This window comes from Paenochrobactrum sp. BZR 201-1 (assembly GCF_044987585.2).
Lineage (GTDB): Bacteria > Pseudomonadota > Alphaproteobacteria > Rhizobiales > Rhizobiaceae > Paenochrobactrum > Paenochrobactrum pullorum.
In genome coordinates, this window is record NZ_JBJDRZ020000044.1 from 1 (window position 1) to 15,078 (window position 15,078).

General features: G+C 53.8%; 13 protein-coding genes and 1 pseudogene. All 14 read right to left on the reverse strand.

The features are described 5' to 3' along the window. Positions 1-50 precede the first annotated feature (50 nt). A pseudogene (gene tnpC / locus ACI0FR_RS16025) lies at positions 51-1,621 on the reverse strand (IS66 family transposase). An 82-nt stretch (positions 1,622-1,703) separates the two neighbouring features. Beyond that, a complete protein-coding gene (tnpB, locus tag ACI0FR_RS16030; RefSeq protein ID WP_374834495.1) occupies positions 1,704-2,054 on the reverse strand; it encodes an IS66 family insertion sequence element accessory protein TnpB in 351 nt (116 codons plus the stop codon). Then, positions 2,051-2,398 carry a transposase gene (locus ACI0FR_RS16035; RefSeq protein ID WP_374834497.1) on the reverse strand — a complete coding sequence of 116 codons (348 nt, stop codon included), beginning with the start codon at positions 2,396-2,398 and terminating at the stop codon, positions 2,051-2,053. The genes tnpB and ACI0FR_RS16035 overlap by 4 nt, the downstream gene beginning before the upstream one ends. A gap of 299 nt (positions 2,399-2,697) precedes the next feature. Next, the gene (locus ACI0FR_RS16040) at positions 2,698-3,630 is read right to left on the reverse strand and encodes a hypothetical protein (RefSeq protein WP_374834499.1); all 933 of its coding nucleotides are present in this window, start codon (positions 3,628-3,630) and stop codon (positions 2,698-2,700) included. After that, positions 3,630-4,289 (reverse strand): AAA family ATPase, encoded by a 660-nt coding sequence (locus ACI0FR_RS16045; protein WP_461668001.1) that lies wholly within the window; start codon positions 4,287-4,289, stop codon positions 3,630-3,632. The genes ACI0FR_RS16040 and ACI0FR_RS16045 overlap by 1 nt, the downstream gene beginning before the upstream one ends. Then, on the reverse strand, positions 4,274-5,320 hold the full coding sequence (locus tag ACI0FR_RS16050) for an AAA family ATPase (protein WP_461668002.1): 1,047 nt from the start codon (positions 5,318-5,320) through the stop codon (positions 4,274-4,276). The genes ACI0FR_RS16045 and ACI0FR_RS16050 overlap by 16 nt, the downstream gene beginning before the upstream one ends. A gap of 14 nt (positions 5,321-5,334) precedes the next feature. Then, a complete protein-coding gene (locus ACI0FR_RS16055) occupies positions 5,335-6,318 on the reverse strand; it encodes an EVE domain-containing protein (RefSeq protein WP_461668003.1) in 984 nt (327 codons plus the stop codon). After that, positions 6,315-7,343, reverse strand: coding sequence for a DUF4917 family protein (locus ACI0FR_RS16060; protein ID WP_461668004.1), 1,029 nt, complete (start codon positions 7,341-7,343; stop codon positions 6,315-6,317). Before ACI0FR_RS16060 ends, ACI0FR_RS16055 begins: the two co-directional genes overlap by 4 nt. After that, positions 7,336-7,695, reverse strand: a complete 360-nt coding sequence (locus ACI0FR_RS16065; RefSeq protein ID WP_461668005.1) for a hypothetical protein — start codon at positions 7,693-7,695, stop codon at positions 7,336-7,338. Before ACI0FR_RS16065 ends, ACI0FR_RS16060 begins: the two co-directional genes overlap by 8 nt. A 165-nt stretch (positions 7,696-7,860) precedes the next feature. Further along, positions 7,861-8,790, reverse strand: a complete 930-nt coding sequence (locus tag ACI0FR_RS16070) for a DUF5655 domain-containing protein (protein ID WP_461668006.1) — start codon at positions 8,788-8,790, stop codon at positions 7,861-7,863. Next, positions 8,787-9,959 carry a restriction endonuclease subunit S gene (locus ACI0FR_RS16075; protein WP_461668007.1) on the reverse strand — a complete coding sequence of 391 codons (1,173 nt, stop codon included), beginning with the start codon at positions 9,957-9,959 and terminating at the stop codon, positions 8,787-8,789. Before ACI0FR_RS16075 ends, ACI0FR_RS16070 begins: the two co-directional genes overlap by 4 nt. Continuing rightward, complete coding sequence (locus ACI0FR_RS16080; protein WP_461668008.1) at positions 9,956-10,324, reverse strand: N-6 DNA methylase; 369 nt, start codon at positions 10,322-10,324, stop codon at positions 9,956-9,958. Before ACI0FR_RS16080 ends, ACI0FR_RS16075 begins: the two co-directional genes overlap by 4 nt. Beyond that, a complete protein-coding gene (locus ACI0FR_RS16085; RefSeq protein WP_461668009.1) occupies positions 10,278-11,477 on the reverse strand; it encodes a type I restriction-modification system subunit M in 1,200 nt (399 codons plus the stop codon). The genes ACI0FR_RS16080 and ACI0FR_RS16085 overlap by 47 nt, the downstream gene beginning before the upstream one ends. Next, positions 11,477-14,320: a type I restriction-modification enzyme R subunit C-terminal domain-containing protein gene (locus ACI0FR_RS16090; protein WP_461668010.1), complete on the reverse strand. Its 2,844-nt coding sequence runs from the start codon at positions 14,318-14,320 to the stop codon at positions 11,477-11,479. The genes ACI0FR_RS16085 and ACI0FR_RS16090 overlap by 1 nt, the downstream gene beginning before the upstream one ends. Between the last annotated feature and the right edge of the window lie 758 nt (positions 14,321-15,078).

Consider the following 15,078-nt stretch of genomic DNA (forward strand, 5'->3'; position numbering starts at 1 on the left):
TTGGACTTGCTTCGTAAAAGTGGAGAGGTTTTCTTGAGTTGAAAGGAAACTTACATGACGAAGCGAGCAGATTTTACGAAGGAATTTGAGCGAGCAGCAGTGCGGCTTGCTGAGACAAGCGGTCGAACCCGTAAGGAGATTGCAGTGATCGCGTGGGTCAGCCATTTTTGCGGATCGACGTTATTGAGTTTACAGGTCTCAATCAGCGAGGCGATCGTAGCCCAATTATGAGCACCTGCTTCATGGCCTGCAAAAAGTGCATTCTTGCGGTTGAGAGCAATCGGCCGGATTGTTCGTTCAACACTGTTATTATCCAGTTCAACGCGGCCGTCAGACAGGAATAGGCACAAGCCGTCCCAGTATTTGGCGATATATTTCAACGCCTCGCCCAATGGTGCTTTTGCAGACACGCGCGCACGGTGATGAGCAAGCCATGTTTCCATGTCATTGATCAGCGACTTTGATTGTGCCTGACGGGCTGTCAGGCGCGCTTGCGGGTTGAGACCGTGTAGCTCTGCCTCGATTTTTAAAGTTCACCGATCCGTTTTACACCATCTTCTGCAATCGGGGACGTGCCTGTGCGCGTGATCTCAATAAGCTTGCGACGCGCATGAGCCCAACAGTAAGCCAATTGTATATTGGAGCCAACACGCTCTGGCGCGATCAGCCGATTGTAACCCGCATAGCCATCGACTTGTAGGATACCTGTAAAGCCCTGCAATATCTGTTCAGCATATTGTCCAGACCGTCCTGGCGCATAAGTGAAGGCAACACCAGGCGGTGCATTGCTGCCTGCATAGGTGGCCCATGGTCGATCATCACGTGCCAAAGCCCAGAAGTAGCCTGTTTTAGTCTTGCCAGATCCCGGATCAAGCACCGGTGCACGCGTTTCATCCATAAAGAGTTTGTTGGAATGCTTGAGATCACTAATCAGCGCATCAAAAACAGGTCGTAATTCGTAAGCTGCCCGTCCGACCCAGTCGGCCAGCGTAGAGCGATCAATATCTACGCCCTGACGCGCCATAATCTGGGCTTGACGATACAAAGGTAAATGGTCGGCATATTTGGATACCAGCACATGGGCGACAGTTGTCTCTGTTGGCAAACCTGACGGGATTAGTCGGGCTGGAGCTGGTGCTTGCACAACACCATCCGTACAGGCGCGGCATGCATATTTTGGACGATGCGTGACAATGACACGGAACTGAGCAGGGATCACATCCAATCGTTCAGAAACATCTTCGCCAATACAATGCAGACACCCACCGCAGACGCAGATCAGGCTTTCCGGCTCAATCACTTCATCAATACGCGGAAGATGCTTTGGCAGAGAACCACGATTGATGGAACGCGGTTTGGATATTCGTTTATCTGAAGGTGTATCCGCTTCATCCTCAGTATGAATGGCGGCGATCGCGGCTTCCAGATCTTCCAGTGCCAGATCGAACTGCTCAGGATTGCTTTTCTCTGACTTGCGCCCATATGCGGTCTGTTTGAAAGACGCAACAAGCTTTTCCAGCCGTTCAATGCGGTCGTCTTTGCTTAGCCCGAGCGCAGTTGCTGCGATCAGCATCGCTTTCAATTCAGCAATATCATTTGGGAGATCGGCAGCGTTCAACATTGGCAAAACTTACCAAATTCGGCCTTGATTTGCTTGATGAATTTGTCGTCAGAGTCACCTTGCCGCAGCTATCCGTTGTCACTCAAACAGTCACCGGCGCTCGTGTCTCCACAGCACGCACACGCCGCCAGTCGAGCCCTGAAAACAAGGCTTCGAACTGCGCATGGTTCAATGACATCAGCCCATCCCGGATCTCCGGCCAGCTGAATGTATGGGCTTCCATACGTTTATAAGCCAGAACCATCCCGCTTCCGTCCCAGTAGATCAGCTTTAACCGATCTGCTTTGCGCGAGCGGAAGACAAATACAGTTCCTGTGAACGGATCCTTGCGCAATTCATTCTTCACCAGTGATGCCAGACCATCATGGCCTTTACGAAAGTCGACAGGTTTTGTTGCCACCATGATCCGAACGCGATTGGAAGGAAAGATCATGCTGGAACCGTCAATCCACGTGCGACTGCAACAATACGGGCAACCGATGCGCCTGCTTCGAGCCGAACCGTCACGGGACCGATGCTTATCTCCGGCCGGCTTTGATCTACGCCAGCTTGTTCGCAAACGGTATCGCTGATCACAAGTCCTGCGAATTCAATTTCCTTTTCTCGCGCGGGTAAAACCAGTTGGCCATGCTTAGCCAGCGTTCGCCACATCGATAAACGGTTTGCCCGTACACCATAGCGTTGCGCGACATCAACAACACGGACACCAGGCCGCAGCGCTTCTGAAACAAGTCTGGCCTTGAATTCCGGCGTCCATTTATGACGGCCCCCGCCCAAGCTCTTCTCTGGGGTGAGAAACTCCACCGTAGTCCCCATGGGGAAACTCCCTTAAGTAATCCATGAAAAGTCCATCACAAATCAAAAGGGAAGGAACAAGGTGGGGAGAAAACACCGCTTACGTTCGATTGTCGAGCACATCCGGCCCACTGCCGACATTGCGCTATAGAATCTACGCTGCGATGCACCTTCACAAACCGGTCGTTCGTGCCTAAGCGCGGGAATTTCACGGATGGTACATCTAGAGGAGTATTTCCCCCCACTGCCAGGTCAGAGGGATTTAGAGGTGAGATTGGGCTCTAAACTAGCTCGGTGCTGCCGTCTGCATGGAGACAAACGGTCGAACCAACCTGCCTGTAAATAGTTGAGCCGGACGTGAAACGGCTTCGCAATTGCTGCACATGTGCATAATCAAGCAGTGAAAAACTAGCGGTCTCAGCGCCTCCGGCTGCTGCGAAACCCGCGCCAATCATTGCCCCTCCGACGTCCGTGAGAAAAAAGCGATCATGCAGGTCTTCGCCGCCTTGGATTTGCTCCCATTCGTAAAGCTCGACCGTAAATCCGGGAGGTATCGCGCCTGCAGTACGAGCCGCACTGTCTCGTGCGAGCATTTGAGTGGGTGGTCGCGAAGGGTGCGTACGAAAGTGTATTCTTAACGTCCTGGGAGACACGGGTATCGCCGCAAGCCCAGCAAGCAGAACCATAAGCGGGCTTTGATAGTCGCCATTTGACCCTCGCAGATCGAAAAACGGATCTACGAGATCGATCTCTCTTGCCGCCGCTGCAAGCATGATTAGTGGAGCAGCGATATCGGCTGGAACCCTTGTGATATCTTGGCTGAGAGGCGCTCTCATTAAAGGCTCAGCGTCCGCACAATCGTCAGGCTTCAGTACCTCACGGCATCCACTAGCGTCGGACTCGCAGATTATGGCTCGAGACGGTCGCTCGCCATGTTCCCGAAGTGCGTTGCCGATCCAATCTAATGCATGATCGTAATCTCGACAAAAATCCGCCACCTTATGCTTTTCGTTGCGGAGGCGCTCGACAATGCTCAACATCCGCACCTCAGGAACCCCGGCGGCTTTTGCAGCTTGAACTACTTTCTTTTCCCATTTGCTGGGAAATCGAGAAATCAGCCGGCCCTTGTCCGACCCGAACCGATCAATTAGGTCCTTGAAGTTTTTCCAATCTGATCCAATTGCTTCCGGTTCTACCGCGTATTCCGCCAACATTAGAACAGTTCCTCCGCACGTTCCGCGAAGAACCCATTCGGCCAGCGGTCGGCAAAATCACCGTCACTGTCCACGCGAAGCTGGCGAAAGAGGACATCGTCCGGCGTGCTCTCGACGTAAATCACGGAGAGATCGCTGGGCGTGAGCGAAATCACTCCCGGTGGTAGTTGACCCTCTGTGGTTTCCCGGACTCTTCTCAGCAGCCGCAGCATGATGTGCTCGCTGTGGGTTTCGACCAGAAGCGTTTTGCCTGAACCGAAAGACTGTTCACCCGGCATCACCGCATGAATGAAAAGATCCCCAACTCCGACCTGAATTGCCGGATGGATGTGAAGCTCGGGCTGCTCAATTGCCAGGATTCCATCCCTGTCGCGAAGGCAAGCAACGATGACAGGGATCATCTGGGAGATGCCAAAACCCACATCGCTTGGGGCAACATTAATGAACTTCACCGCGTCACGCAAAACAATCTCGGTTCGCGTCCCCAGTTTCTGAAACTCTTCCTGCAGTTCTCCGATGTCGTCTTCGTTTATGCCACGCTTGAATAACTGATCGATACGGCTCGAGACCGGTATTTCCAAATATTCCGACTTCGCTATTTCGTAATTGGTCCCCAGACCGTCCTCACCACTGAGCCAGGCATTCACTTCGCTAAGCAATTTGCCCTTGGTGTCCGAATAGAGAAGGTCCCACGCTGCGAGCCCCTGTGCCCAACGCCCCTCATCCGGTGAACCCTGGGGCCGGAAAGCCCTGGGTGGAATGCCCTTAGCGGACCGATATAGGTCATCTGCGAAAGGTAGTCGCGTGCAATGCGCAGTGGCCCAAGCAGCAACTCGTCGAGCAATGCAGACAGGCCGCGAACGCGAGGCGTGCTGCCCTCCAGTTCCAGCTTCTTCGGTTCCGGATCGCGCAGTTCCAAGGTCCAAGGCTTGTTGATATCCGGCAGAGCGCCAATGACGGATGCAGCAGCGATGCGAAACTCACTGACACGTTTCAAGTCCGTGGATCTGGCCATGTCACGGGAAAGCTCCCAAATCTCGATACCCAGTTTGGTGCCAAGTGGGTCGTTCTCATTCTTGTCCTGAGAAGGCTCTTCATCGGCGTCCATATACTGCAGCAGCAGTGGATGCTGTAAGTTGAACTCGGTGAGCTGAGCCTGACCGGGCTGTGGAGGGGACTTGATCGTGGCGATTTGTTCACCGTCCATCTCGACAGTCAGAGCCGAAACGTAAGGCGCATTGATCAGGTCGCTCCATTGAATCTGCAGGGAGACACCGATCTTCTGGACAACGGCATATTCCTTCAGATCGGTATTCTCACCGACGATGTACCGGATGCGAAGATTCTCAAACTCTGGATCATCGAGCGAGTTTCCGTTGTTGATCGGCAGCCATTCGTTGCCCTGATCGTCCGACAAATCGATGACCAATTTGATCGTCATCGACTTCGATAGATCATGATTGTGGATCAAGTTCTTGAAGCCGCCGAGATCGATCAGACCGCCCGCAATTGTCTGGTCCGGATCGGGGTTCTTCCTCTCCAGAATCTCGCGAACATAATGCAACGCTTGAAGGATAGTGCTCTTGCCCGCACTATTGGGGCCGAACAACAGCGTGATTGGGCGCAGCTCAATGACCTGCCTGACGCCAACACCCTTGAAATTTTCGATCTCGATCCGGCTCAGTCGCATGACAATCTCATTTGCTATTTCACTCCTTTAGCCTTGCCGGCCGCAGCGAGAATTTTCGGTATCTTGGAAAAACAGAAGGTTTGGAAAGCCCGCTCCATCGCGGACCACTCGCCAGTGTAGAACTCGCCCGCCTGAGACGTGAATTCCATGGCAAAACTCTCCTTTAACTCGGTCTCGTGGTTATGAGCGGTTTCGCCGTCTTCAAATGGCTGGTTATGTTTAAGTTCCCACCGGCAAACTGCGCACACTGGAAAACCGCCATTGACTTCTTTCAAACGCCGGTTCGGATCATTCGATCTGCCGACCTTCACCAGAGCCTTGCCGACATGGGGGCCCGCTTTTCCAAGCAGCGCTTCCGCATTGGCTGACAATTTCATCAGGTAGAGGTAGTTCTCGTCATCTTCATGCGTTGAGGTGCTGTCCCCGAAGCTCGGAAGAATACCCTTTGATGGCGTGAGCACATCATCCATGTAGGCGCTGACGAGGTCATCCGCCGCGATGGCCGGTTCACCAAAGACATTCACCTGCCGGACGTGATGACTGAGCGCCCAGCGCTTTTCGTCCGGTTCTAGCAGGACGGCTTTGGTCGTCCTCTCAAACCGCTTTTTCTGATCATACGCTTTGGGAGCAATGGTCTTGATGTGAACCCGGTTCGAGATGCGCCAAGCACGGACAACTTTTATTCCATAGGTCCACCGGTCCTGAAAGCCATGATCTAGCTTCCATATTTTTGATTCTTCATCCTGGCGGTCCACGTCATGGCATCGCTCCCGCACAACCTCCATGAACCCGAAGGCCTGCCTCTGCAGATCGGCGTCGGTGAGAGAGTCCACAGCGCCATAAATGAGGACAAGATCACCGTCCTTCATCTTGCTCAGCATGTCTTCGCGCTGGGCTTCGTGCGTGAAGCCGATATATCCAGCCTCTTCCGGGTTGAAGCCGTAGAAGGCGCGCACCCAAACCTGGCGGTTTTCACGAGTGATCTTGTCCAGCCTCATCCCCACACCCTTGCCGTGCCAACGTCAAAGAAGTGGACATTGAGCTTGTTCTTCCTGCCAGATTCAGCGCGGAAGTCCATGAAGCTGAATGCCTTGGTGATGATCCGCTTGTTGTCTGCAGAGTTGGGATCGCCATAAAGGCCAACGCAGAGATCGGTGACCTTGCCCTCCGGGATTTTCTTCAGAACGTGATCGTCATTGTCATCGAACGAATGTCCGAAGACAAACAGCGATCCGCCTATGCTGGAGAAGCTCCTCAGCGCCTTGTGCAGGTAGGCGCTGTGCAGAATCTTGTCGAGCTTGTCCTGGCTATGTCCCTCCGCGACGAAGAGGGGGTACTTCTCCTCATCGAGCGCGCAGCGAACCTGTTCGACAATCGGAATATCGGTCTTTGACCACGTGTATTTGGTGATCTCGTACCCGGCGTCGAAGATGTGCAAGGCACCGTGTAAGAAATGCACGGTCGGAGAATTGCTTTGCTGCCAGGAAACATAGGGAGCACCCTCGTTTCCCTCAGGATGACGGAACCCGTCATCGCATCGGATGTGAAGCTCATCGACTTCATTATGCAACAGCGCCCAGTAAAGTAGCACATCGTAATTCAGCGTGTAGATATGTTCGAAATGGGAGAGAAATGCGCGACAGGCGGCATACTGCTCATTTGTGATGTCATAGGGCCGGTCCGGATGATTCCGAGCAATAGCTTCGGCAAGAATGGTTTTGGTCGAGGCTGCGTCCCTCTCGATCTGTTCGACAAGTTCCGGCGAGGTATCCTTGTAACACTTCAAAACCTTGGCCATGTCGACGAGTAGCCGGATCACGGCCTCGAAATCCTGTGTCGCGAGCGCCTTGAAGACTTCGGCGGCGTTAGGGACAGTGGAAAAGTCGGCCTTGCTATAAAGTGAACCGTAGCTGAAAATGTCCGGCTTCAAGGCAATGCTAAAACCGTTACCAAGCAGGATGTGTTTCCTGTCTCCTGTCATCTTCAGACATTTTTCAAAGCTGTAGATCGGGATATCACTCATTGACTGCCCCTCCCTTCAGCTTGGGGAAGTTGTCGGAAAACGCTGCCAGCACATCCCGCCAAGTGTCCGGATCAGGTTGCGCTTTGCTGCGCACCAGGTTCAGAACGTCATAGCCGGCAGCAGCCAATGCGTTGCGCAAGTCTCGCTCGAGCGCCGCCATGCGGTCGCGAACGGGCTTGTGCAGTTTCATCTGCTCGCCGTATTCCTGCTCTTCGGTTTTCCCAATCTCGGGGAAAATCGGCCCATAGGATACCAGATCGAACTGGCCGCACTGCTCCGGTTCTATGTCCTGTTCGATCAGAAGTCGGCGAAGGCTGTTGGACGCTTTCTGAAATCCGAGGTGTTGGCCCATCCGCGTATAGGGCGCAGTGGCATAGGGGCTGCTGTTGTCCCCGGTACGACCAACATAAAGGCGCTCACCCTTTGGCGTATCTATCCGCCAAACATAGAGTCAGAACCCGCGTTGCAGCATCGGGCCAGGAAGTGTGAGGGTGTGGAGTTCAGCAATCATCATACCTCACGCATTCTCATAGCTGCGGTCGAACAATGGCTTGGCCTTTTCGAAATCCTCCATCGAGCGGATGGTGATTTCCAGATCGCCGGTGCCAAAATGGCCGATAGTGCGCACGTCGCGGGTAAAACCGTCTTCCAGCGTGATAGTGTCGGGAGCGACCTTCACATGAACGATCAGCTTGCGCTCCTGAGTTTTGATCTCGACACAGGCGAAATTCTTGATCCGTTTGAAGGCGAAATAGAATTGCAGCACCTTGAACTGCACATCATCACCCAGCCCTCCTAGATGCTCCTTCACCGTTTCGAACAGGTTGCGCAGGCTGGCATCTGCCTTTTCGAGGGACTGAGAAACGGTCGTGTATTTGATCTTTTGCTCGGTTTGGCTTCCGGCGTCCGTCTTGTCGCTGGCGAGTGTGCCATTAAGCGGAGCGGAGACGGCATTGACCTGTTCGAGTAGCAGCAGGTCGTCGTCGAACTTCACATAGCGGATCAGTTCGATGTTGCGGTTCATCTGCTTGATGGCGTGCTCGTCATAGCGGGAGAAATCACCCGCGATGCAAATCAGGCGAGGCGATGACCACTCGACCGATTGCGCAGCTTTCTCGCCGAACTTCTTCAGCACCAGCATCTCGAAATCGCCGCAATGTGTCACCAGCCAATCAAGATAAAACAGGTCCTGATTGATGACGTTCATGTTGGAGGAACGCTTGTATTCGATGATCACCGGGCAGAAATTTTCATCGATGCCAAGTGTGTCCATTCGTCCGCCATGGTCGCGGCCGGTGGAAAATTCCGACGCCAGGAAGCGGACACCGAGAAAGGTCTCCAAGTTCTGCTCGATCAGCGTCTGCAGCGATTTTTCCAACGCCAGCGACGTGCCATGCACCTCGCAGACGTCCACTCCGCCAATTCGGAAGAGTTTCAGATCGCTCATAGCTCCCCTCGAAAAGCGCGTTGCGAAAGGGAGGCGAACAATTCGGTGCCATCACCGAGCTCAGCACTAATTTGTTTTTTGTGTTTCGATACGCTGCGAAGCGCTGCGGCGAACCTCTGTTGGAGTTTCATTGGAGGCTTGGGAAGCACGAGTTTCTTTATGATCCCAAGATTCAGTCCATCCATGATCGCGCCTTTGTTGTGCTGCTTTATTTGGCGGATGATCATCGGATCGGAGTGGATGGCGAACGACAACACCTCAGGTAAAATCTTGGATGAGTCGCAAGTTATTGAAGCAAGATGCTTCGTTGTGATTGCTTCTGGAATGTCGTCCGGGACAACCGCTGATCTTCCCGTGGTGCCCATGATCGTTATGATCACGTCACCAGGAAAAACCTGATAACGTCGCAGTTCCTCATATTTTTCTTCGGTGATAAACCGACGTTGTCCCCATGCGAATTGGTTTTGCACGGCATTGTCGATTCCCAGAACTGCGACCCCTTCGTCGACGAACTCGCTATGAAGAAGCGCGCTGCCAAAAGGACCTGATCTGATTGCGCCCTTCTTGTCCTGCGCAAGCTTCTCGATTGTTTCAGGCATCCACTCAGCGTAAGCGGGATTGCAGGGGCCAACCAAATGCACATAGGCAGACTTCAAAAAACCATCGGCGAAGTCGAGGGCCTGCTGGCGTTTGCGGCGGATGGCATCGGCCTTGTCGAGGATCGCCGCAATCCGGCGTTGTTCGTCTCGATGAATTTTCGGGAATAAGATCTCTTCGAGTTTAGCCTTGTCGACGTGAGGAATTGTTGCACCGCGAGCTTGCGCCTGATCGTTCAGTTCTTGGAATTTTGATCCTAGCAACCGGCCAAGAAATCTGGGTGCCCATTTTTCAGGTTGCTTCAGTCGCATCCGGGCCACTGTGCTGCCGATCGCCCCTTTCACTCCGTAGCCAACAGTTCCAGCATTCGCCCCGTCCCAAACGATACAAAGGTCGTCTTCCGTTACCTCGACTGCCTTGGAATCAATTACATACTTTGAAGGCCGGGTTCCCCTGACCTCATCAATTTGAATATAGGGCAATGTGCCAGCATTCGGCTCATCGATGACCTTTGCCGCCTTTTTGCCTTTGCTGATTTTGAAGACTTGCCCAAGCTGCTCAGTCGTAGTCATCCCAACATCCCCTCAAGTTCGGCGAGGTCCTTGGCGATGTCGTCATTCAGAGTCTTCATCCGCTCTAGGATGAGCTTCGGCGGATCGTATTTCTGCTCCTCATAGATGCGCTCCTTATATTTGGAGAGCGAGAGGTCGTAATTCGCCTCTCGGATGTCATTGGCCGGAACAAAGAAGGCCTTTTGCGTCCGGTCCGTGTCCCGTTTCGGATCGCGGTCCCGCCACACCGCGATGCAATTGGGCAGGTCATTTGCCTCGATCGGATCGCGCTTGTCGTCGAGCGAGAAACCGTCCGCCTCCAGATCATAGAAGAAGACATCATCGGTACGCCCGCCCTTGGTGAAGACAAGGATGCCGGTGGACACACCCGCATAGGGCTTGAACACGCCCGACGGCAGCGAGATCACAGCTTCCAGCTGGTTGTGGGTCGAGCAGGAGCTTTCTCAGCGCCACATGGGCGGTAGACGAGCCGAAAAGCACGCCATCGGGCACAATGGTGGCTGAGCGCCCGCCGGTTTTCAGCATGCGCAGGATCAGCACCAGGAACAGAAGCTCCGTCTTCTTCGTCTTCACCTGTCGCAGAAGCCCGGCATGGACATCCTGGAAATCGAGCGAACCCTTGAAGGGCGGATTGGCGAGGACAATGTCGAAGCCTTGGCTGGCGGATTTGGGAAAGCGCTCCGGGAACGAATTGCTCAGCGTGTCCTGGTAATGGATGTCGGGATTGTCGACGCCATGCAGCATCATGTTCATCGCTGCGATGCGCAGCATGGTGGCGTCGAAATCGAAGCCGTGGAACATGTCGTTGCGGATGTGGTTCCAATGGTCTTCGAGCAGGTCACCAGTGAAAATCTTCTCTGCCTTACCGGTTTCGGGATCGGTCTCCTCGATCACCGCCTCGGGTGAGGTGTGGTTTTCAAGAAGATAGTTCATCGTCTCGACCAGAAAGCCGCCTGTGCCGCAGGCCGGATCGGACATCACGTCGGTGGGTTTTGGCTCCAGCATATCCACCATCAGGCGGATGATGTGGCGCGGCGTGCGGAACTGGCCGTTGATGCCCGCCGTGGTCAGCTTGCCGAGCAGGTATTCATAGAGGTCGCCCTTGGTATCGCCCGCCGTCAGCGGCAGGTCGTTGATCATGTTGACCGCCTTCACCAGAAGGCTTGGTTTCTGGATCATCAACTGTGCATCCTTCATGAACTCGGCAAAGGTAGTGCCGACGGACGCCTTGCGAAAATACGGGAAGACCCGATCGCGCACCAGCGGCAGCATGTCGTCAGCACCCAGATGCAGGAACTGCGACCAGCGCAGTTCCTGCTCGTCGGCGGAGAACCGGCGCTTGAACTCCGCACCGCTGCGCTTCATGCGGTTTTCGTCACGGGCTTCGTTTACGTCGAGCAGGCGTACGAAAATCAGGAAGGTGATCTGCTCGATTACCGTCAGCGGGTTGGTGATGCCGCCAGTCCAGAACTCGGTCCAGAGCGCATCGATCTTCTTTTTAAGTTCACCGGTGACCATCAGTGCAGTTTTCCTTGGGATGTTTCAGCTCCGCTGTCGCCTTTCGGCGCGGGAGCAAAGAGATTCACGATTTTCATCAATTGATCGATATCATCGGGCTTGTCGAAAATGCCCTCAGGACCATCGGCATCCACAACCGTGAAAGGCTGGTCATAGAGCCGGTCGATGGTGATGAAACCGAATTTGATGATGTGGTTTTGCAGCAGTGCCAGGAAGCGCGTCTGCTTGGCGGTCAGTTCGGGATGGCCCAGTACAAAAGCCGAAAACTTTTCCTTCACGGCCTGTTCTTCGAGCCCGACCATCTTGCGAATGGTAATGTCGAGCGGCAACGTGGTGGAAGCAAAAAAATCCTCCAGCGCGTTGCGGCTGACATCGGGGTTCTGGGTCAAGACCAGCGATATGATTGCGTTGAGGTCCTCAGGTGTCACCGCCTCGCCAGCGCGGATTTTCTTCAGCGTCGGATTGGTCTCGAAGTGCTTCTTCAGTTCGGCTTCAACCAGCTGCTCATAGGCGGCCATGTCCACGGTCTTGAGCGAGGCGCTGCGGCGTGAAGACTGCACAAGGCTCGCATCTTCGGTGATGTCGATGATCTTGGGGCCATTGCCGCCGGGCTTCTGGCGGTCGCGATAGATCATGATGCTGCGCAGCGGTTCGCGCACGGCTTCAAGGCCCATCACCGTCACGCCATTCCAGAAGACATCGGACTTGGCCTTCTTGATAACCTCAGCCTTTTCCCTGACCGGGTTGAGATGCATCTGGAGCGAGCCCAACCGATCAAGGAAATCGATCTTCAAATCTGCAATCTCGGCGGACTGGTGCAGGACCGCGATCTGGGTCTTGCATACGAGCAGGTCGAAAGCATGTGCTTCGGCTTTGCCCCTGATATCGCGCCATTGCATTAGTGGCGCAATGGTCTGTCGCAGGACTGACACCGTACCGGGGTCAAACCGCTTCAGGTTTTCAAGCGAGGCAGTCGAGCGCTTCTCCCGCCACTTTTCGCGGACGGCGACGGTGTTTTCATCGAGCGCGTTGATGTCGGCAGCGATCAACTGGATCACATGATCGAAGACGGCGATTTCGCTTTTCTGCAGCGCTGTTTCCGCTAGTAGAATGCGCTGTTCGAACAGCTGCTGGAGCAGTGATTTTGATAACGTCGGCTCGACAGGTTTGTACCCCTCTTCGAAACGCTTGAAGTTGGCCCAGTGGTCGAAAATCCGGAAGACCGTCTTGTCCTTGCCGGCGCCAAACAGACCAGGGCAGAGCCGTGTGCCGCGTCCCACCATCTGCCAGAACTTGACCGGCGAGCGCACCGGCTTGGCAAAGACGAGGTTCACGATCTCCGGCACATCGATTCCGGTATCCAGCATGTCCACCGAAATGGCGATGGTAAGCTCGTTGTTGGTACCTGTGCCCTTGAAGTCGTCGATCAGACTTTCCGCGCGAGGGTCATAATTGTCGATCACCTGGCAGAACTTCCCACCATATTGGGGATACATCTCGTCGAACAGTCGGCTCATCAGCATGGCGTGGTCGTGATTGCGCGCAAAGATGATGGTCTTGCCGATGGTCTGGCCGTTTGAATCCCGGATGCCGTTTTCCATCAAATTGCGGATGATCACGCGATTGGTGTCGCGGTTGTAGATGGCCTTGTCGATCTGTTCCGAGGAATAATCGTAGTCATTCGGATCTTCGCCCTGGGCTTCCAGTTCCTCAATCTGGGTCTGGGTCAGGCCGTCAAGCGTGATCCCATCGCGCAGGAACTGCGTGGTGTGATCGATGACCTCGAAGGGAACGAGATGCTTCTCGCCAACTGCCTCTTCCAGGTCGTAGCTGAAGGTTGGTAACTTGCCTTCGCAATTGAACAGACCAAAGGTCGACCGTGTCACGAAATTGACCGGGGTCGCCGTCAACCCGACCTGAAGGCTGTCGAAATAGCGAAAGAGGTCGCCATAGATGTTGTAGATGCTGCGATGGGACTCGTCGGCGCGGATCAAAAGTTCCGCAAGTGCAATCGCTACACGCGTCTTGCCGGTACCTGTTGCTTGCACGATCAGTGCCTTGCGATGCTTGTCGGTAAAGCGCTCGGATACGCGTTTGATCGCCTCGATCTGATAAAGGCGGTTGACGATCCGCTCCTGCGGCACCAGCGACTTGAGATCCTTGCGGCTCTTGCGCTGGAACTTGACCAGATATTGAAGGCTGTCCTTGGAATAGTAGCCAAATACCTTTCGTGGCGGATACCCGGCTGCATCATCCCACATCCAGACGTCGTATCCATTGGTGTAGAAAATGACCGGACGCTGCCCGTACTTCTTCTCCAGAGCATCGGCATACAGCACCGCTTGCTTGCGACCGATTTCCGGTTCGACGGAGCTTTTCTTCGCTTCAATAACAGCGAGTGGCGAACCGTCCGCGTCCAGCAGAACATAGTCAACGTAACCTTTGCCTGACGGAGTAGGTTGTCCGTCGACCTCCATTTCCTTCACGACTTCATTCGTCGAAGCTTCGCCGGTTGCTACATTCCATCCCGCAGTGGCGATCAGGTTGTCAATGATGCGCGAGCGTGTCGTCGCCTCGTTGAACTCGAGGATGTCGGCCGTCTGCTGAGCGGATTTGGCGAGGCTTGCAAGTTCGTCAGCCTTCTTCTCTGCCGCTTCAACCTTCTCGCGGGACTTTTCGACCTGTGCCAGAAGTGTGGCTATTTGCTCTTCCTGAGCGGCCAGCTTCTGTAGGGTCTGTTTCTCTTGCTGGGTGAGAGGCTGTTGTTCGGTGCCGACGCTTTCCAGCTTTGGCTGCTCGAAGGCCGGCAGCGTTCGGTGATCGACCTTGCGGTAGTTGACGATGGCCCATTATCTGCTTCGAATTGTCCTTCAGCAAAAGCCGCTTGTCTATTTCCTACCCCATTACCGTCTTTGGGGATAAGTGGTGGCATAAGTTTGTGGATATAGCATTTTATCCACGCATAAACGGTACCACTTCGAGATGAAGCCCACGGGAGATTTGGGGAGATTGTTACGCATAAACGGTACCGCGATCACGCATAAACGGTACCGCTATACATATATATTCATATATAAAATCATTTAGTAGAAACCGTGCAGCTGGGGATAAGCTATAATTAGCAAGTTTTCTTTCGCTCGCACCGCTTCAATCCGACGAACCATTTTTATTATTTGCTTTGGAAAGAGGAAGATGCTTATCGAACGGCATACTGGACTGACCGCCTGTGCGGTCGCAGTATCGTTTCTTTTCCTGTTTCAAGTTATTCTGCCCACACAGCCAACAAATTGAACCTAGCGCCTTACAGGACGCTATAGACTAGCCAATAGTCAGCTTCGCCGTCACAACAGATGCGACATATTAGCTTGATCTGGTGTCGCTCTTTCAGGATGAAACTGGCCTATCACTATTGGGTGGTGTTGATTAGTGTTGATAATTTATGCCCCTACTCTGCCCCTAGAATGCAAAAAGCTCCAATCATGGAGATTGGAGATTTTCTATAAGTAACTGATATACAGTCTTTATTTTGGTTGCGGGGGCAGGATTTGAACCTGCGGCCTTCAGGTTATGAGCCTGACGAGCTACCGGGCTGCTCCACCCC

Coding starts and splice junctions, on each gene's coding strand:
- tnpB (WP_374834495.1), bottom strand. CDS start 2,054: ATGATCTTTCCTTCCAATCGCGTTCGGATCATGGTGGCAACAAAACCT.
- ACI0FR_RS16040 (WP_374834499.1), bottom strand. CDS start 3,630: ATGTTGGCGGAATACGCGGTAGAACCGGAAGCAATTGGATCAGATTGG.
- ACI0FR_RS16050 (WP_461668002.1), bottom strand. CDS start 5,320: ATGCGACTGAGCCGGATCGAGATCGAAAATTTCAAGGGTGTTGGCGTC.
- ACI0FR_RS16055 (WP_461668003.1), bottom strand. CDS start 6,318: ATGAGGCTGGACAAGATCACTCGTGAAAACCGCCAGGTTTGGGTGCGC.
- ACI0FR_RS16060 (WP_461668004.1), bottom strand. CDS start 7,343: ATGAGTGATATCCCGATCTACAGCTTTGAAAAATGTCTGAAGATGACA.
- ACI0FR_RS16065 (WP_461668005.1), bottom strand. CDS start 7,695: ATGGGCCAACACCTCGGATTTCAGAAAGCGTCCAACAGCCTTCGCCGA.
- ACI0FR_RS16070 (WP_461668006.1), bottom strand. CDS start 8,790: ATGAGCGATCTGAAACTCTTCCGAATTGGCGGAGTGGACGTCTGCGAG.
- ACI0FR_RS16075 (WP_461668007.1), bottom strand. CDS start 9,959: ATGACTACGACTGAGCAGCTTGGGCAAGTCTTCAAAATCAGCAAAGGC.
- ACI0FR_RS16085 (WP_461668009.1), bottom strand. CDS start 11,477: ATGGTCACCGGTGAACTTAAAAAGAAGATCGATGCGCTCTGGACCGAG.